This window comes from Streptomyces eurocidicus (assembly GCF_002891295.1).
Classification (GTDB): domain Bacteria; phylum Actinomycetota; class Actinomycetes; order Streptomycetales; family Streptomycetaceae; genus Streptomyces; species Streptomyces eurocidicus.
Genome location: NZ_LGUI01000003.1, coordinates 885,894 through 902,747, shown reverse-complemented (window position 1 = coordinate 902,747; position 16,854 = coordinate 885,894). Strand labels below are relative to the sequence as shown.

Here is a 16,854-nt window from a genome sequence, read left to right as displayed (position 1 = left end):
AGGGCACCACCCCGCCGCCGTCCCCACCCTCACCGCCCCGCGATCCGCTCCACCAACGCCCAGACCCCCGTGGACGGATTCTTCGCATGCTCCTGGCCCGGCTTCGCCAGATCCGCCGCCCGGCCCCCCGCCGAAGACCACCCGTGTTCGTAGTCGCGGAAGTCCAGGCGAGCCTTGTCATAGTCCGGGACGTGCCGCTTCAGATACGGCAACAGCTCGCGGTACGTGCCCACATGGGCCTTGTGGTCGCAGAAGTGGAGCACCAGCCACAGCTCGAAGCAGGGGTTGGAGACGGCGACCTCGATGCCCTCCCGGCGGGCGCGGGACACGGCGCACGCGATCTTCTTGTACTCGTCGACGTCGAAGACGCACCAGATCTGGTCGAAGTCGTCGCCCGTACGGTCCCGTTCACCCGCCGCGTAGGTGATGAGCTGGTCCGGGGAGCAGGGCTTCGTCCTGATGCGGACGGTGACCGCCGGATTGGCGAGGTGTTCGACGAGGCCCTGGAGGTAGTGCTTCTCGGTGGCCTTGGCACCGCAGACGACCAGCAGCCGGTCGCGGCCCGGCCGGGTGGGCGGGGCCCGCAGGACACCGGACTCGAAGACCGGACCGCAGCGGGCACCGCGCCGGCCGTCGCGACGGCCGCTAAGTTTCGGCGTCCTCGCCATCCACTGTTCTCCCCCTGGCGGCCAGCGCCGCCTCGAACCGCTCGTCACTGAGGACCGGGACCGCACCATAGCTCCCGCCGAGGTACCGCCGCTCGCGGTTCTCCGCTTGCCGTGGGGTGAAGTCGGAGAGCGGGAAGAGCGCGGTCTCGCCCTGGCGGTCCTTCTCGACGAACCAGATCTGGTCCCGCCCGAGGATCTCCTCGCCGGCACTGCGGCCGAGGAGGCTCACATCGTGGGTGGTGAGCAGGAGCTGGGCTCCGTGGGGGTTGCTGGTGGGGCTCTGGAAGAGCCTGATGACCTGGGCCGTCAGCCGGGGGTGGAGGCTGGCGTCGACCTCGTCGACGATCAGCATGCCGCCCTGTTCCAGGGCGTCGAGCACGGGTCCCGCGTAGTCGAAGAGCATGCGGGTGCCCTGCGACTGGTCCTCCAGACCCAGGCGCGCGCCGCTGCCGTCGCGCGCCCTCTGTTGCACCCATACGCGGGCGGTCGTCGTGGTGAAGGGGAACGTGGACAGCTCGGTGCGCCTGAGCTCCCGCAGCAGCCGGTCGCGGAAGGTGAGGGCCGAGATCCGGTCGGCGCCGTCGGCCTCGAAGTCCTCGACGCCCATGTCCTGGATACCGAGGTCGGCGGCCTGCAGCAGGGCGACGACGGACGCGGCGCGCGCCGGGTCCTGGAGGCGGCGCAGGCTGCCGGGGTCGGGGGAACCGTGCGCTCCGCCCGCCCGGAACCGCACGGCGTGGAACCACGCGTACACCGGCTGGATCGCGGCCTGCCGCGAGCGGGCCGCGACCGTCAGGAAGAGGACGTTCGGCTCGGTGATGCTGCGGACGAGCTCCAGCACGGCCTTGGGCGCGCCCTCGCCGAAGTCGATCTCGTCGCCGGACCGCTGGAAGACCGTGTGCCTGGTGCCGTCGGGGTAGCGGTACAGCCATTCGTCGAGGACGCGCTCGTCGTCCAGGCCGAAGCCGTAGGTGTGGCGCACACCGTCGAGGACGAGGTCGACCACGTACCAGGACGGGTCGGCGGCGCTCCGCTCGTCCAGCAGGAACGGCGAGCGGACGAGGCCGCCGCCGGGCTCGGCGTCCCGGTGGGAGCTGCGCACCAGGTCCGCCATGAAGTGGAGGGCGTCGACGACGTTGGACTTCCCGGCCGCGTTGGCGCCGAAGAGCGCCGCGACGGTCACGGCGGCGGGGGCGGCGGCCGGGGCCCCGGCCGCCGGGCAGGCCGAAGGACCGGCCGGCAGACCGGCCGACAGGTCCGCCGAAGGGCCCGCCGCCGGATCCGGGACGGGCGAGAGGAGCAGCTGCTGTTCCTCTCGGATGGACCGGTGGTTCGCCACTCGGAAGCTCAGGAGCACCCGCGTCACCTTCCCCACGGCGATCAGGACCACTTCCGTGCAAGTGAACCGCACGATCATGACCCTGGTACCCACGGTACGACCTGCCCAAGGTCAGCGCCCCGCACTCCACCCACTCGGGTGACAGCCCGTCAACTCCCTTGGGGCCACCGGGCGGAAACGCGGATGGGCCGGGCGAGCACGAAGCTCACCCGGCCCCTCCGTCGAACACTCCGGAGCTCAGCGGTCCTGATCGCGCCTGGGCCGCCAGACGACCAGCGCGCTCGTCTGCTGCACGTCCTGGTACGGGACCAGGTCGCGGCGGTACGACGCGTGGACCGCGGCCTCCGCCTGCTGCATGGCGGTGGCCGCGCCCTCGACCACGCCCTGGAGCTCGGCGATCCGCGTCTTGAGGGCGGCCACCTGGTTCTCCAGCTCGATGATGCGCTTGATGCCGGCGAGGTTGATGCCCTCGTCCTGGCTGAGCTGCTGCACCTGGCGCAGGAGCTCGATGTCCCGCGCCGAGTAACGGCGGCCGCGCCCGGCCGTCCGGTCCGGGGAGACCAGACCGAGACGGTCGTACTGCCGGAGGGTCTGCGGGTGCAGGCCCGACAGCTGGGCGGCGACGGAGATGACGTAGACCGGCGACTCGTCGGTCAGCTGGTAAGGCTGGGTGGGTTCGAAACGCCGTCGTCGGCCGTCCATCTCATGCTCCCTTCGCGGCCTGGAACAGCTCGGCCCTCGGGTCGGCGCCCGCCGTCGCCTCGCGGTACGCCTCAAGGGCCTGCCGCGCCTTGTCGTCGAGCTCCGTGGGAACGGCCACCTCCACCGTCACCAGCAGATCGCCGCGGGTGCCGTCCTTACGGACCGCGCCCTTGCCCCGGGCGCGCATCGTGCGGCCGTTGGGCGTGCCTGCGGGCAGTTTGAGGGTGACCGGCGGGCCGCCGAGGGTCGGGACCCGCACCTCGCCGCCGAGCGCCGCCTCCACGAAGGAGACCGGCACGGTGATGGTGAGGTTGTCGTCCTTGCGGCCGAAGACCGGGTGGCCGCCGACGTGCACCACGACATAGAGATCGCCGCTGGGGCCGCCGCGCTCGCCCGGGGCGCCCTTGCCGCGCAGCCGGATCCGCTGGCCGTCGGAGACGCCCGGCGGGATACGGACCTGCATGGTGCGGGAGGACGTGGCCCGGCCGCTGCCCTTGCAGGTGTCGCAGGGGTTCTCGGGGATGAGCCCGCGGCCCTTGCAGTCGGGGCAGGGGTCCGTCAGCGAGAAGCCGCCGCCGGAGCCGTGCGAGACCTGGCCGGTGCCGACGCAGGTCGGGCAGACCCGCGGCGTACCGTTTTTGTCACCGGTGCCGGAGCACGCCTTGCACGCCGCCGAGGAGGACATCCGGAGCGGGACCGTGGCCCCCTCCACCGCCTCGGAGAAATTGAGCGAGACCTCGGACTCGATGTCCTGGCCGCGCCGCGGCTGGGTGCGGGCGCCCGCACCGCGGTTGAAGAGGCCGCCGAAGACGTCGCCCAGGCCGCCGCCGAAGCCACCGGCGCCGCCGCCCCCGCCCTGGGCGCCCCCGAAGAGGTCGCCCAGGTCGAAGTTGAAGGAACCGCCGGCGCCGCCCGGCCCGGCACGCCCCCCCTGATTGAAGAGGGCACCGTTCCCGAACAGGGCGCGGGCCTCGTCGTACTCCTTGCGCCGCTTGGGGTCGGCGAGGACGTCGTTCGCCTCGGAGATCTCCTTGAAGCGCTCCTCGGCCGAGGCGTCGCCCTTGTTGGCGTCCGGGTGGTACTCGCGGGCGAGCTTCCGGTACGCCTTCTTGATCTCCGCCTCGGTGGCGTCCTTGGGCACACCGAGGACCTTGTAATAGTCCTTCTCGACGAAGTCCTTGGTACTCATCCCCGGTGTCCCTCCTTCCGGTCCCTGCGGTCGTTCATCGCGTCAGCCCTTGTCCGGGCCACCGCTCTCCTCGTCCGGCTCGTCGCCCTCGCCCTCGCCCTTCTGGGCGCCCGGCTGGGGCTCGGCCACGGCGACCCGCGCGGGGCGGATCGTCCGCTCGCCGATCCGATACCCCGGCTGCAGAATCTGCACGCACGTGGTCTCGGTGACGTCCGGCGCGTAGGAGTGCATCAGGGCCTCGTGGACCAGCGGGTCGAAGGGCTCGCCCTCCTTGCCGAACTGCTGGAGGCCCATCTTGGCCACGACCGTCTCCAGCGACTCGGCGACGGACTTGAAGCCGCCGACGAGCTCACCGTGGTCGCGGGCGCGGCCGACGTCGTCGAGGGTCGGAAGGAGCTCGGACAGGAGGTTCGCGATGGCGATCTCCTTGACCGTGGCCCGGTCCCGCTCCACCCGGCGGCGGTAGTTCTGGTACTCGGCCTGGAGCCGCTGGAGGTCCCCCGTGCGCTCGCTGAGCGCCGACTGGGCCTGGTCCAGCTGCGCCTGCAGCCCCACCTCGACCAGCTCTTCCCCGGCCGGGGCCGGGCCCGCCTGGTCGGCGGACCCGGCGCCCTGCGCCGCGTCTTCGGGCGTGGCGTCGGAAGGGACTTCAGGCTTCTCGTCGAAACCCGGGGTCTCCTCCGTCACGCCGACGCACCGCCCTTCGGCTTCTCGTCGTCCACGATCTCGGCGTCGACGACGTCGTCCTCGGCCTTGGGCTGGCCGGCACCGGCGCCCGCGGCACCCTCGGCACCCTCGGCGCCGGCGGCACCCTGGGCGGCCTGCGCGTCGGCGTACATCGCCTGGCCGAGCTTCTGGCTGACCGCGGCGACCTTCTCGGTCGCGGTGCGGATCTCGGCCGTGTCCTCGCCCTTGAGCTTCTCCTTCAGCTCGGCGACGGCGGTCTCGACCTCGGTCTTCACCTCGGCCGGAACCTTGTCCTCGTTGTCCTTGAGGAACTTCTCCGTCTGGTAGACGAGCTGCTCGCCCTGGTTGCGGCTCTCGGCGGCCTCGCGGCGGCGGTGGTCCTCCTCCGCGTACTGCTCGGCCTCCTGGCGCATGCGGTCGACCTCGTCCTTGGCGAGCGAGGAGCCGCCGGTGACGGTCATCTTCTGCTCCTTGCCCGTGCCCAGGTCCTTCGCGGTCACGTGCATGATGCCGTTGGCGTCGATGTCGAAGGAGACCTCGATCTGCGGGACCCCACGCGGGGCCGGCGGCAGGCCGGTCAGCTCGAACATGCCGAGCTTCTTGTTGTACGCCGCGATCTCGCGCTCGCCCTGGTAGACCTGGATCTGGACGGACGGCTGGTTGTCCTCGGCCGTCGTGAAGATCTCGGAGCGCTTGGTCGGGATCGTGGTGTTGCGCTCGATCAGCTTGGTCATGATGCCGCCCTTGGTCTCGATGCCGAGAGACAGCGGGGTGACGTCGAGCAGCAGGACGTCCTTGACCTCACCCTTGAGGACACCGGCCTGGAGCGAGGCGCCGATGGCGACGACCTCGTCCGGGTTCACACCCTTGTTGGCCTCCTTGCCGCCGGTCAGCTCCTTGACGAGCTCGGCGACGGCGGGCATACGGGTGGAACCGCCGACCAGGACCACGTGGTCGATCTCGGACAGCGCGATGCCGGCGTCCTTGATGACGTTGTGGAACGGGGTCTTGCAGCGCTGGAGGAGGTCCTCCGTCAGCTGCTGGAACTGGGCGCGGGTGAGCTTCTCGTCCAGGTGCAGCGGGCCCTCGGCGGACGCCGTGATGTAGGGCAGGTTGATCGAGGTCTCGGTGGACGAGGACAGCTCGATCTTCGCCTTCTCAGCGGCCTCGCGGAGGCGCTGGAGGGCCATCTTGTCCTTGGACAGGTCGACGCCGTGGCCGTTCTGGAACTGCTTGACCAGGTAGTCGACGACGCGCTGGTCCCAGTCGTCACCACCGAGGTGGTTGTCGCCGTTGGTCGCCTTGACCTCGACGACGCCGTCGCCGATCTCCAGCAGCGAGACGTCGAAGGTGCCGCCACCGAGGTCGAAGACCAGGATGGTCTGGTCGTCCTTGTCCAGGCCGTAGGCCAGGGCGGCCGCCGTCGGCTCGTTGACGATGCGCAGGACGTTCAGACCCGCGATCTCACCGGCCTCCTTGGTGGCCTGGCGCTCCGAGTCGTTGAAGTACGCCGGGACGGTGATGACCGCGTCGACGACCTTCTCACCCAGGTAAGCCTCGGCGTCACGCTTCAGCTTCTGCAGGATGAAGGCGCTCATCTGCTGCGGGTTGAAGTCCTTGCCATCGATGTTGATCTTCCAGTCAGTGCCCATGTGGCGCTTGACGGAGCGGATCGTCCGATCGACGTTGGTGACAGCCTGGCGCTTGGCGACCTCGCCGACCAGCACCTCGCCGTTCTTCGCGAAGGCGACGACGGACGGCGTGGTCCTGGCGCCCTCGGCGTTGGTGATGACGGTGGGCTCACCGCCCTCGAGAACACTGACGACGGAGTTCGTCGTACCCAGGTCGATGCCGACCGCACGTGCCATGTCGATTCCTCCAGCTGACTTGAGTGGAACAGGCTCAAGGGTGCAACACGGATTCCCACCTGTCAACGGACCTGAGTCGGAGCCGCTCAACTCTTATGCGGGTCTTATGCGCAAGGCAGCAGGTCAGAGGGGTGCGGCCGGGGTCGCGGGAGGCCGTGCGGGGCCCGGATTTCTGACCTCTGTCTGACACGCGCCTGAGGCTTACCTGAGCGACACAGATCACCGGCGATGCGGCTATATCGGGGGCGCGCGAGTGAGTAGTCTCGTACGGACTGGATAAGTTACCCGTTAGTAGTAGTTCACTCCCGGAGGCCGAGGAGCCACCCATGCAACTCGCCGCGATCATCGTGTCGCTGGTACTCATCGCGGTCGGATTCGCGCTGTTCGGCCGTGCCATCCTGCACCTCTACCGCCTCATGCGGATCGGGCAGCCCGTACCGGCGGGCACCCGTACCGACGAGCCGGTGCAGCGCACGATCACGGTCGTCAAGGAATTCCTCGGCCACACCCGCATGAACAAGTGGGGCATCGTCGGTGTCGCCCACTGGTTCGTGGCGGTGGGCTTCTTCTCGCTGCTGCTGACGATCGTCAACGCCATCGGCCAGCTCTTCCAGGCCGACTGGCTGATCCCGGTCATCGGCGACTGGCTGCCGTACGAGATCTTCGTCGAGTTCCTCGGCCTGATGACGACGGTCGGCATCGCGACCCTGATCGTCATCCGCCAGCTGAGCAAGCCCACCAGGGCGGGCCGGAAGTCCCGCTTCACGGGCTCGAACGTCGGCCAGGCGTACTTCGTCGAGACCGTCATCCTCATCGTCGGCCTCTGCATCATGACGCTGCACGCCCTGGAGGGCACCCAGCACGGCGTCGACCACTACGAGATCGGCTACTTCGCCTCGTACCCGCTGGTCGCGGCCTTCAACAGCCTGAGCCTCGACACCGTCCAGAACATCACCTACCTCGTCGCGGGGATCAAGATCGCGACGTCGTTCATCTGGATGATCACGGTCTCGCTGAAGACCGACATGGGCGTCGCCTGGCACCGCTTCCTGGGCTTCCCCAACATCTGGTTCAAGCGCGAGGCCGACGGCGGCGTCGCCCTGGGCGCGCTCCAGCCGATGGCGAGCGGCGGCAAGCCGATCGACTTCGAGGACCCGGGCGAGGACGACGTCTTCGGCGTCTCGAAGATCGAGGAGTTCTCCTGGAAGGGCATCCTCGACTTCTCCACCTGCACCGAGTGCGGCCGCTGCCAGTCGCAGTGCCCGGCCTGGAACACCGGTAAGCCGCTGTCGCCGAAGCTCCTGATCATGGCGCTGCGCGACCACGCGCACGCCAAGGCGCCGTACCTGCTCGCGGGCGGCGGCAAGGACGCCGAGGGCAACGAGAAGGGCTCCGAGGAGCAGCTGAAGGACGTCCCGGCGGCGGCCCTGGCCGAGGCCGAGCGCCCGCTGATCGGGACGCTGGAGGAGAACGGCGTCATCGACCCGGACGTGCTGTGGTCCTGCACGACCTGCGGCGCGTGCGTCGAGCAGTGCCCGGTGGACATCGAGCACGTCGACCACATCGTCGACATGCGCCGCTACCAGGTGATGATCGAGAGCTCCTTCCCGTCCGAGGCGGGCACGATGCTCAAGAACCTGGAGAAGAAGGGCAACCCCTGGGGCCTGGCGAAGAAGCAGCGCCTCCAGTGGACCAAGGAGGTCGACTTCGAGGTCCCGGTCGTCGGTAAGGACATCGAGGACCTCAGCGAGGTCGACTACCTCTACTGGGTCGGCTGCGCCGGCGCCCTGGAGGACCGCGCCAAGAAGACCACGAAGGCGTTCGCGGAGCTGCTGCACATCGCGGGCGTGAAGTTCGCGATCATGGGCGGCGAGGAGAACTGCACGGGCGACTCCGCCCGCCGCCTGGGCAACGAGTTCCTCTTCCAGCAGCTCGGCCAGCAGAACGTCGAGATGCTGAACATGGCGTTCGGCGAGAGCGACGGCGAGGACGGCGAAGCGGCCGTCAAGGTCGAGAAGTCGAAGAAGAAGATCGTCGCGACCTGCCCGCACTGCTTCAACACCATCGCCAACGAGTACCCGCAGCTCGGCGGCGAGTACGAGGTCATCCACCACACGCAGCTGCTCCAGCACCTCATCGACGAGGGCAGGCTGATCCCCGTCACGCCGGTCGAGGGCCTGATCACGTACCACGACCCGTGCTACCTGGGCCGCCACAACAAGGTCTACACACCGCCGCGCGAGATCATCGCGAAGGTGCCGGGCCTGCGGAACGAGGAGATGCACCGCCACAAGGAGCGCGGCTTCTGCTGTGGCGCGGGCGGCGCGCGCATGTGGATGGAGGAGCGCATCGGCAAGCGCATCAACAACGAGCGCGTGGACGAGGCGCTGTCCCTCAACCCGGACATCGTCTCCACCGCCTGCCCCTTCTGCCTCGTCATGCTGACCGACTCGGTCAACGGCAAGAAGAACGACGGCAAGGCCAAGGAGTCCATCCAGGTCGTCGACGTCTCCCAGCTGCTGCTGGAGTCGGTGAAGACCCCGGTGGAGCCGGAAGGCGACGGCGAGAAGGCGGACGCGCCGGAGCCGGAGCCGGTGAAGTAGCCGGTAATAGCACGCCGTGTCGGCCGGTCCCCCGAAGGCTTCGGGGGACCGGCCGTTGTCGTACGGGCGTGACACGATGAACGCGTACGCGTCCGCACTCCAGCAGGAGCCACGCCATGGACTACGCCCGCATGCGCGCGATCGCCGATGACCTGATGGAACACGCTCCCGACCCGATCATCGGTGTCGAGATCACACCCGTCGGAATCATCATGATGATGAGCCCGTCAGGGACTCACGAGCTCGTCGCCTGGAAGTTGCGCCGCCAGCTCGACCGCCAGATTCCGGATACTCTGGCGGCTCACACAGGCGGAGACGTGGAAGACCCCTCCATCGGCGTTCTGCGACGGCCGGATCTGATCGTCATCCCGGTGGCCGCGATGGACACTCCCGGCCCCTTCCACCCTCGGGATCTGGCCCTGACTGTCGAGATCGTCTCCCCGTCCAACCACGCCAACGACTATGCGCAGAAGATGCATGACTACCCGACCATGGGAATCCCCCTGTATCTCCTGGTAGACCCGCGGAAGGGCACCGTGGCGGTGATGTCCGACCCCGGCCCCGGTGCCGACGGACAGCCCCGCTACCGCGCCCGGCACGACTACGCGTTCGGCGACACCGTGGCCGTCGGCCCGTGGACCGTCGACAGCTCGGAGTTCCCCCTCTACCGGAACTGACGCACTCTCATCTCCCTGACGGATCCGGCACCGTCGCCCCGCCACCCCTTGACCTCAACAATGGTTGAGGTCATAGCGTCGTCCACATGACGACGACACCTCGTGAGCTCCCCGGCACCACTCCCGCCCCCGCCCTCGACGGCCTCACCGGCAGCACGGACCGAGCCGCCCTCGCCGCGCAGCCCGTCGGCTACTGGACCTGGGTCGCCAACAAGGCGGTCATCCGGCACATCCAGAGCGCCATGGCTCGTACGGACGTCACCCAGCCCCAGTGGTGGACCCTCAACCACGTCGCCGGGGCCCCGGACGGCCTCACCCGCGAGGAGGTCGGGGACCGGCTGCGGCCCTTCATCGAGCTGGGGCGCGAGCTGACCGACAACGCTGTCGACCACCTGCTCGCGCGCGGCTGGCTGGTCTCCGGGGCCGACGGCCGGCTGCGGCTCACCGAGGCCGGCCGGGAGGCCAAGAGCCGGACGAAGGACCTCGTCACCCGGCTGCGGTCGGAGATCCACGAGGGGATCACGGACGAGGAGTACGCGGCCACGCTCACCGTCCTCCAGCGGATGATCGTCAACGTGGGCGGCATCGACGGGACGGGGCCTCGCGGGGGCCCGGCGGTGAAGACGACGCTGCGTTGAGGGCCCGCCGGGCCGCCCGGTGGATCTCGCGCTCCCAGCAGGCTCCGCGCCGTTCGTCCTCCCTGCGACGTAGTTCCGCACGGGGGGACGAGTGATGTCACTGATGCCCAGTGTGGAGTGAGGGTTTCCCAACCCCCCACGTTTCCCTTAGGGGATGTCACAGCTCGGCCGCAAAGGCGGGCCCGTTCCCGGGGCCCAAGCGCCACGACCTCGTGGAACGGGTACGTTCGAGGTGTGGCTGGATTCAGGATGGGACGCGGACGGGACTCTCACGACCCCGCGCGGCAAGGACAGCGCCCGGGGCAGTACCAGGCTCCGTACGGCGGCCAAGGCGGCCAGGGCGGGCACCCCGGCCCCGGTGGGCACGGCGGCCCCGGTGGGCACGCCGGCCCCGGTGGGCACGCCGGCCCCGGTGGGCACGCCGGCCCCGGTGGGCACGCCGGTGGCCACGGCGGCGGGCAGCAGTGGCAGCAGCCGTCGGCGTACGACGAGCCCGAGTACTTCGGCGGGGGCGCCCCGCAGGGACACGGCCAGGGCCAGCAGGGCTACGGCCGGCAGGGCCAGCCGGGTCAGCAGAGCTACGGCCAGCAGGGTCAGCCGGGCCAGCAGGGTCAGCCGGGCCAGCACGGCCGGCACGGCTACGCCCAGCCCTACGGCCGGCAGCCGCAGCCCGGACCCGGGCCCGTCCCGCAGGACCCGTACTACGCCCCCGGGCCCGGTGACGACCCCGGCCACACCCGGCAGTTCAGCCTCGGCGACGGCCCCGACGCGTACGGCGGGCAGGACCCGTACGGCGGCGGGCAGGACCCCTACCCCGCCGCGCCCGCGCCGCCGCCCGGCCCTCGCCTGCCGTGGAAGGAGCTGCTGACGGGGATCGTGCTGCGCCCCTCGGCCACCTTCTGGCAGATGCGCGACCACGCGGTCTGGGTGCCCGCCCTCGTCGTCACGTTCGTCTACGGCCTGCTCGCCGTCTTCGGCTTCGACAAGGCCCGCGAGGACGTGCTGAACGCCTCGCTCTCCAACAGCCTGCCGTCGGTGCTGATCACCGGTGTCGTCGTGGTCGTCTCCGGGCTGATCCTCGGCGCCGTCACCCACACCCTGGCCCGGCAGCTCGGCGGCGACGGGCTGTGGCAGCCGACGGTCGGCCTGTCGATGCTGATCATGTCGATCACGGACGCGCCGCGCCTGCTGTTCGCGATGTTCATGGGCGGCGACAGCCCCTTCGTACAGGTGCTGGGCTGGGCCACCTGGCTGCTGGCGGGCGTGCTGTTCACCTCGATGGTGAGCAAGTCGCACGACCTGCCGTGGCCGCGGGCGCTGGCCGCCTCGTCCATCCAGCTGATCGCGCTGCTCTCGATCATCAAGCTGGGCACGCTGTAGGACCCGTTCCGCACACGAGAGGGCCCCGGCCGCGAAGAACGCGGCCGGGGCCCTCTCGTACGTCAGCGGACGCTCAGGCGTCCAGGACCTGGCCCTCGCGGCGGACGACCGGCGGCTCGACGCTCCACGGGAAGTTGATCCACTCGTCGGTCTTCTTCCACACGTACTCGCACTTCACGAGCGAGTGGCTCTTCTCGTAGATCACGGCGCTGCGCACCTCGGCGACGTGCTCCAGGCAGAAGTCGTGGACGAGCTTGAGCGTCTTGCCCGTGTCGGCGACGTCGTCGGCGATCAGGACCTTCTTGTTGGAGAAGTCGATCGCGTTCGGGACGGGGGAGAGCATGACCGGCATCTCCAGCGTGGTGCCGACGCCGGTGTAGAACTCCACGTTCACGAGGTGGATGTTCTTGCAGTCCAGCGCGTACGCCAGGCCGCCCGCGACGAAGACGCCGCCGCGCGCGATGGAGAGGATGATGTCCGGCTCGTAGCCGTCGTCCGCGATGGTCTGCGCCAGCTCACGGATGGCCTGCCCGAAGATCGGGTAGGTCAGGTTCTCGCGGATCTCACTCACTGTTGCTCTTCGCCTTGTTCCCTGGTCGCTCAGACCTGCGTGCGGTGGAAGTTCTGGAAGGACCGCGAGGGCGTCGGCCCGCGCTGGCCCTGGTAGCGGGAACCGTGCTTCGCGGACCCGTAAGGATGCTCGACGGGTGAGGTCAGCCGGAACATGCACAGCTGCCCGATCTTCATCCCCGGCCACAGCTTGATCGGCAGCGTGGCCATGTTCGACAGCTCCAGCGTCACGTGCCCGGAGAAGCCCGGGTCGATGAAGCCGGCCGTGGAGTGCGTCAGCAGGCCGAGCCGGCCGAGGCTGGACTTGCCCTCCAGGCGGGAGGCCACGTCGTCGGGGAGCGTGATGACCTCGTACGTCGAGGCGAGCACGAACTCACCGGGGTGCAGGATGAAAGCCTCGTCGCCCTCCGGCACCACCTCACGCGTGAGGTCCGCCTGCTCGACCGCGGGGTCGATGTGCGGGTACCGGTGGTTCTCGAACACCCGGAAGTAGCGGTCGAGGCGCACATCGATGCTCGACGGCTGCACCATGGATTCGTCGAACGGGTCGATACGCACCCGGCCGGCGTCGATCTCGGTCCGGATGTCCTTGTCTGAGAGAAGCACGGGTCGAGGATACGCGGAGAAGCCGGACAACGCGGGCCCGGTCCGATCGGACCGGGCCCGCGCCGCCCATCACTCCCTGCTCATGGCCCTGCCGGCCGCTATCGCTTCTCGCCGCCGGTCACCGGGACGGAGTGCCGCAGCCGGGCGCAGCGCGGGCAGCGGAGCAGCCGCCCGGGACCGAGCCGGCCGGGGCCGAGATGCTGCATCGGGAACGAAGCGGTGCTGAACACGTGCCCTTCGGCACAACGAACGACGGTGCGCTCCATCGAGCTCCCTTTCCCCATGTACGTGAAAGACAAAAGCCACATTAGGGGATGTACGGGATGGGCTTGAAGGCGGCACTCCCGGAAGCCCCCGGCGGCTCGCCCCACCCCACGGTACGCCCCAACTCCCGCCGCCCACGGCCGCATCCCCACCCGCCCCACGGATCCCAGCCACGCCAAGAAGACCCCCGCGACCAGTGCGCCGGGAGCCTTCGATGGGGTACAGTGTGCGACGATGCGATGCCCGGACGGGCGTCCTCGCGGGTGTAGTTTAATGGTAGAACATGAGCTTCCCAAGCTCAGAGCGCGAGTTCGATTCTCGTCACCCGCTCCATGAAGCCCCAGGCCGACGGCCCGGGGCTTTTTCGTTCTCCGGGGTGGTGCGAGTTTGCTCTCCGGGGTGGTGCGGGCGCCCGGAGCTCAGGAGAGTGCGTCCGCCGACGTGGTCACCCAGTACGTGACGCGCAGCGAGTCGTCGATGTGGACGCCCTTCGCCTGGAGGGCCGCCTCGGCCATCTTGTCGCCGCCCTCGAAACCGATCTCCAGGCTCTGGGCCGTGCGGCCCTCGCCGCCGCTGCCGTCGCCCGCGGAGAGGATCACGCCCGCATAGCCCTTCTTCCCCGGGAGGAGCGTGGTGACCGCCTGGGGCTTGGTCGACTCCATGACCGGCGGGACGGACTGGGCGCCCTCGAACTTCACGATCGGGTAGCCCTTCAGGTCACATGCCCTGGAGCCCGTGTTGGTGATCGTGAGCAGCATGTGGTTCAGCGGGCGGGAGACCGGCGTGGCGATGATCTCGGTGTTGTCGGCGGTACAGGCCACCCGGTTCTCCGGGGCGTTCGCGTCGTCGTCCGAGGCCGGCGCGGCGGAGCCACCGGCCTTGCCGCTCCGGCCGGTGCCCGCGCCGCCCGCCCCCTTCTCCCCGGCGGCCGCGGAACCGGCCGTATGACCGGGCTTCGGGGCCTGCTCACCCCGGGCCGCCGCCGACTGCGAGGGCTGCGCCGCCTGTCCGGACCGGGCGGGCTGTACGGACTGCTGGGAAGCGGCACCCTCCTCACGGGTCCCCTCACCGTTCTCGCACGCCGTCAGGGCGAGTGCGGCGATCGCGACGGAGACAGCGGCGAGCAGACGGGGGCGGCGGACGGAGGCGCGCATGGCGGATCTCTTTCTTCACGGGTGGGCAGCGGAGCGCCGCTCAACCGGATCCGGGAGCGGCGTGCTTGGATGACGAAAGCTTGTGCGACGCCTCGTCCCGGGCGCCAGCACAACTGGCGAGTTCGGGATGCCGGAACGCTCGTACCGGCTCTGGCCTGGGGGAATGGATGTTCTCTGGAACGAGGACATGGGACGGAGGGGTGACGTGGAGGCAAGCGGTCTCGCGGATCTGCTGCGTGCGCTGAAGGAGCGCTCGGGCCTGAGTTACGGGGTGCTGGCCAAGCGACTGCACGTCAGCACGTCGACCCTGCACCGGTATTGCAACGGGTCCACCGTGCCGACGGAGTTCGCTCCGGTGGAGCGGCTGGCCCGACTGTGCAAGGCCACTCCGGAAGAGCTCATACAGGTGCACCGGCAGTGGATCGTCGCGGACGCGACGCGCGGCCGTAAGGGGGCGGCCGAGGGGGCCGTCGAGGGGGCGCGTCCCGTCGACGGGGCTCCGGTGGTCGACGGGCCGGTGGTCGACGGGGCAGCGGCCGGCCACGACTCCGCCGACGTGGCGTCACCCGACAGCGCGCCGACCGGTGCCGCCCGGCAGGAATCCATAGCCCCGACGGAAGCGAAGCCCGAAGCGAAGGCGGAAGGGAAGACGGAAGGCCCGCCCGAGGAGAACGCCGATTCTCCTCGCCCGGCACCCGTGAGTCCCCCGGCGGGAACGGCCGCCTCGCCGGACGGCCGCCCGCAGCGGGAACGCCGGCCCCGGAAGTTCGTCCTCGCCGCCGTGGCCGCCGCCTGCGTCATGGGGATGGGCTCCGCCGCGCTCGCCGTCGGCCTCACCGGAGGCGGCGGCGACAACGACGGACGCAAGCGGTCCGCCGAAGCCTCCTCTTCCGGAAAGGCCGTCGGGCCCGGGAAGCCCGGACAGCCCGGATACCCCGGACAGCCCGGACCGGCCCCGTCCGGTACGCCGTCCACCTCCCCTGAGAACGGGAAGAAGAAGGAGAGCGGCAAGCCCTCCGCGCCCACGGGTCCGGACGGCGCCGCGTCGCCCTCCCCCTCCGGCGAGCGGGGCGAGGAGAACGGGAGCGGGAGCGGCAACGGCAACGGCAACGGCAACAGCAACAGCAACGGCAAGCGTGACGACAAGGCCGACGCCGACGGCACCGACGCCCCCCTGACCGCCCACACCCGCCCGTACGCCTACGAGACCCTCTGCTCCCAGCGCTTCCTGGTCAACCGGGACCCCGGCGAGATGCCGAAACCCCCCATCGAGCAGGACGCGCCCGCCTGGGTGTCCGAGCTCGGCGCCGTCAGCGCCGACGACCAGTTCATCAAGATCACCTTGCAGGGTGCGGGCAAGGACACGGTCGTGCTCGAAGACCTGCACGTCCGGGTGGACGGCACGGACGCGCCGCTCGCCTGGAACGCGTACTCCACGGGTGTCGGCTGCGGCGGCGACGTGGCGACGCGGTCCTTCGGCGTCGACCTCGACGCCGGGTCGCCGGCGCTCACCCCGGTGGCCGGTCAGCGCGCCTTCCCGTACAAGGTGAGCCGCACCGACCCCGAGGTCTTCTACGTCAAGGCCGCCGCCCGGCAGCACGACGTGCGGTGGCACCTGGAATTGCAGTGGTCCAGCGGCGGCCGGCGCGGGATCCTCCGGATCGACGACCAGGGCAGGCCCTTCCGCACCAGCGGTTCCGCGGACAGGCCCTCGTACCAGCAGCCGCCGGGGGACACCCGCTGGTCGCCGACGCCTCGGATCTGACCTTCCGCGGCCCCTGGAGCGTCCCACCGGGACGTTCCAGGGGCTGACGTTTTCGCAGGTCAGACCATGTGCAACCGTTCCGGTGTCCCAAAAGGCCGGGCAGGGCTTGAAGCCGGGACGGGCGGCGCCGCAGGCTCTGGTCATGCCTCGGGGAACACCGGGGCCACCACCACTCGCTGACGTCTCATCAGGAGAGCCCCATGCGCTTCGCCCGTCTCATCGCCTCCGCCGCCCTGTCCGGCGCCGCCGTTCTGGCGACCGCGGCCGTTCCCGCCCAGGCCGCCCCGCAGGCGGACCACGGCCGGGTCACGGCGCTCTGCTCCACCTCCGCCGCCGACTTCACCGTGCGGAACGTGAGCCGCCCGATCAACCACCAGCTGCTGACCGTCACCAACACCGGCGCCAAGTCCTGCAACCTCCTCAAGACCCCGCTCCTGGCCTTCGACGACGACACGTACGTCGGCGCCCGTGCGATCGAGGACTCCAAGCCGCAGGCGGTCGTGACGCTCAAGCCGGGCGAGTCCGCCTACGCGGGCATCGTGCTGTCGTCCGCCGACGGCTCCGGGGAGAACGGGCGTCACGTCCGTACCCTGCACGTCTTCCTCGACCGCGGCGAGGGCTCCGAAGGCGGTCCCGACACGCTGGCCCTCCCGAAGAACACCTGGATCGACGACAGCGCCGCCGTCACCTACTGGCAGGCGGACGCCGCCGACGCCCTGGTGTGGTGACGGCCGGGTCCGGCGG

16 protein-coding genes and 1 tRNA gene are annotated in these 16,854 nt (G+C 70.1%); 7 read left to right on the top strand and 10 right to left on the bottom strand.

The window, feature by feature from the left end:
- Positions 1-29: 29 nt before the first annotated feature.
- The 6 genes from AF335_RS13900 to dnaK form a co-directional block, all read right to left on the bottom strand.
- Positions 30-668, bottom strand: coding sequence for an RloB family protein (locus tag AF335_RS13900; protein ID WP_102918616.1), 639 nt, complete (start codon positions 666-668; stop codon positions 30-32).
- A complete protein-coding gene (locus AF335_RS13895) occupies positions 646-2,100 on the bottom strand; it encodes an AAA family ATPase (protein ID WP_244927010.1) in 1,455 nt (484 codons plus the stop codon). The genes AF335_RS13900 and AF335_RS13895 overlap by 23 nt, the downstream gene beginning before the upstream one ends.
- Before the next feature lie 144 nt (positions 2,101-2,244).
- Positions 2,245-2,709 (bottom strand): heat shock protein transcriptional repressor HspR, encoded by a 465-nt coding sequence (locus AF335_RS13890; protein WP_102918615.1) that lies wholly within the window; start codon positions 2,707-2,709, stop codon positions 2,245-2,247.
- Between the two features lies 1 nt (position 2,710).
- On the bottom strand, positions 2,711-3,898 hold the full coding sequence (gene dnaJ, locus AF335_RS13885; protein ID WP_102918614.1) for a molecular chaperone DnaJ: 1,188 nt from the start codon (positions 3,896-3,898) through the stop codon (positions 2,711-2,713).
- 42 nt (positions 3,899-3,940) lie between these two features.
- Positions 3,941-4,585, bottom strand: coding sequence for a nucleotide exchange factor GrpE (gene grpE / locus AF335_RS13880; protein WP_102918613.1), 645 nt, complete (start codon positions 4,583-4,585; stop codon positions 3,941-3,943).
- Complete coding sequence (gene dnaK, locus AF335_RS13875) at positions 4,582-6,453, bottom strand: molecular chaperone DnaK (protein WP_102918612.1); 1,872 nt, start codon at positions 6,451-6,453, stop codon at positions 4,582-4,584. Before dnaK ends, grpE begins: the two co-directional genes overlap by 4 nt.
- A 326-nt stretch (positions 6,454-6,779) precedes the next feature.
- Between dnaK and AF335_RS13870 the strand changes: the two genes are divergently transcribed.
- The 4 genes from AF335_RS13870 to AF335_RS13855 all read left to right on the top strand — a co-directional run bounded on the left by AF335_RS13870 (position 6,780) and on the right by AF335_RS13855 (position 11,751).
- On the top strand, positions 6,780-9,056 hold the full coding sequence (locus tag AF335_RS13870) for a (Fe-S)-binding protein (RefSeq protein WP_102918611.1): 2,277 nt from the start codon (positions 6,780-6,782) through the stop codon (positions 9,054-9,056).
- A gap of 116 nt (positions 9,057-9,172) precedes the next feature.
- Positions 9,173-9,733, top strand: coding sequence for a Uma2 family endonuclease (locus AF335_RS13865; protein ID WP_102918610.1), 561 nt, complete (start codon positions 9,173-9,175; stop codon positions 9,731-9,733).
- Positions 9,734-9,819: 86 nt separating this feature from the next.
- Positions 9,820-10,371, top strand: a complete 552-nt coding sequence (locus AF335_RS13860; protein ID WP_184743765.1) for a MarR family winged helix-turn-helix transcriptional regulator — start codon at positions 9,820-9,822, stop codon at positions 10,369-10,371.
- A 249-nt stretch (positions 10,372-10,620) separates the two neighbouring features.
- Positions 10,621-11,751, top strand: coding sequence for a Yip1 family protein (locus tag AF335_RS13855; RefSeq protein WP_221505607.1), 1,131 nt, complete (start codon positions 10,621-10,623; stop codon positions 11,749-11,751).
- 73 nt (positions 11,752-11,824) lie between these two features.
- On the opposite strand, the gene AF335_RS13850 is transcribed toward AF335_RS13855, so the two are convergent.
- From AF335_RS13850 to AF335_RS13840, 3 genes are all read right to left on the bottom strand, one after another.
- On the bottom strand, positions 11,825-12,322 hold the full coding sequence (locus AF335_RS13850) for a phosphoribosyltransferase (protein ID WP_087927366.1): 498 nt from the start codon (positions 12,320-12,322) through the stop codon (positions 11,825-11,827).
- A 29-nt stretch (positions 12,323-12,351) separates the two neighbouring features.
- Positions 12,352-12,927 carry a dCTP deaminase gene (dcd, locus tag AF335_RS13845; protein WP_030366976.1) on the bottom strand — a complete coding sequence of 192 codons (576 nt, stop codon included), beginning with the start codon at positions 12,925-12,927 and terminating at the stop codon, positions 12,352-12,354.
- A gap of 98 nt (positions 12,928-13,025) precedes the next feature.
- Positions 13,026-13,193: a hypothetical protein gene (locus AF335_RS13840; protein ID WP_184743762.1), complete on the bottom strand. Its 168-nt coding sequence runs from the start codon at positions 13,191-13,193 to the stop codon at positions 13,026-13,028.
- Positions 13,194-13,450: 257 nt separating this feature from the next.
- Here AF335_RS13840 and AF335_RS13835 point away from each other — a divergent pair.
- A tRNA-Gly gene (locus AF335_RS13835) sits at positions 13,451-13,524 on the top strand.
- 86 nt (positions 13,525-13,610) lie between these two features.
- On the opposite strand, the gene AF335_RS13830 is transcribed toward AF335_RS13835, so the two are convergent.
- Positions 13,611-14,345: a DUF4232 domain-containing protein gene (locus AF335_RS13830; protein ID WP_102918608.1), complete on the bottom strand. Its 735-nt coding sequence runs from the start codon at positions 14,343-14,345 to the stop codon at positions 13,611-13,613.
- Between the two features lie 205 nt (positions 14,346-14,550).
- Here AF335_RS13830 and AF335_RS13825 point away from each other — a divergent pair, with 205 nt between their 5' ends.
- Complete coding sequence (locus AF335_RS13825; protein ID WP_102918607.1) at positions 14,551-16,110, top strand: transcriptional regulator; 1,560 nt, start codon at positions 14,551-14,553, stop codon at positions 16,108-16,110.
- A gap of 200 nt (positions 16,111-16,310) precedes the next feature.
- Positions 16,311-16,838 carry a DUF4232 domain-containing protein gene (locus AF335_RS13820; RefSeq protein WP_102918606.1) on the top strand — a complete coding sequence of 176 codons (528 nt, stop codon included), beginning with the start codon at positions 16,311-16,313 and terminating at the stop codon, positions 16,836-16,838.
- Positions 16,839-16,854 lie beyond the last annotated feature (16 nt).

Coding starts and splice junctions, on each gene's coding strand:
- AF335_RS13900 (WP_102918616.1), bottom strand. CDS start 668: ATGGCGAGGACGCCGAAACTTAGCGGCCGTCGCGACGGCCGGCGCGGT.
- AF335_RS13890 (WP_102918615.1), bottom strand. CDS start 2,709: ATGGACGGCCGACGACGGCGTTTCGAACCCACCCAGCCTTACCAGCTG.
- dnaJ (WP_102918614.1), bottom strand. CDS start 3,898: ATGAGTACCAAGGACTTCGTCGAGAAGGACTATTACAAGGTCCTCGGT.
- dnaK (WP_102918612.1), bottom strand. CDS start 6,453: ATGGCACGTGCGGTCGGCATCGACCTGGGTACGACGAACTCCGTCGTC.
- AF335_RS13870 (WP_102918611.1), top strand. CDS start 6,780: ATGCAACTCGCCGCGATCATCGTGTCGCTGGTACTCATCGCGGTCGGA.
- AF335_RS13865 (WP_102918610.1), top strand. CDS start 9,173: ATGGACTACGCCCGCATGCGCGCGATCGCCGATGACCTGATGGAACAC.
- AF335_RS13860 (WP_184743765.1), top strand. CDS start 9,820: ATGACGACGACACCTCGTGAGCTCCCCGGCACCACTCCCGCCCCCGCC.
- AF335_RS13855 (WP_221505607.1), top strand. CDS start 10,621: ATGGGACGCGGACGGGACTCTCACGACCCCGCGCGGCAAGGACAGCGC.
- AF335_RS13840 (WP_184743762.1), bottom strand. CDS start 13,193: ATGGAGCGCACCGTCGTTCGTTGTGCCGAAGGGCACGTGTTCAGCACC.
- AF335_RS13830 (WP_102918608.1), bottom strand. CDS start 14,345: ATGCGCGCCTCCGTCCGCCGCCCCCGTCTGCTCGCCGCTGTCTCCGTC.
- AF335_RS13820 (WP_102918606.1), top strand. CDS start 16,311: ATGCGCTTCGCCCGTCTCATCGCCTCCGCCGCCCTGTCCGGCGCCGCC.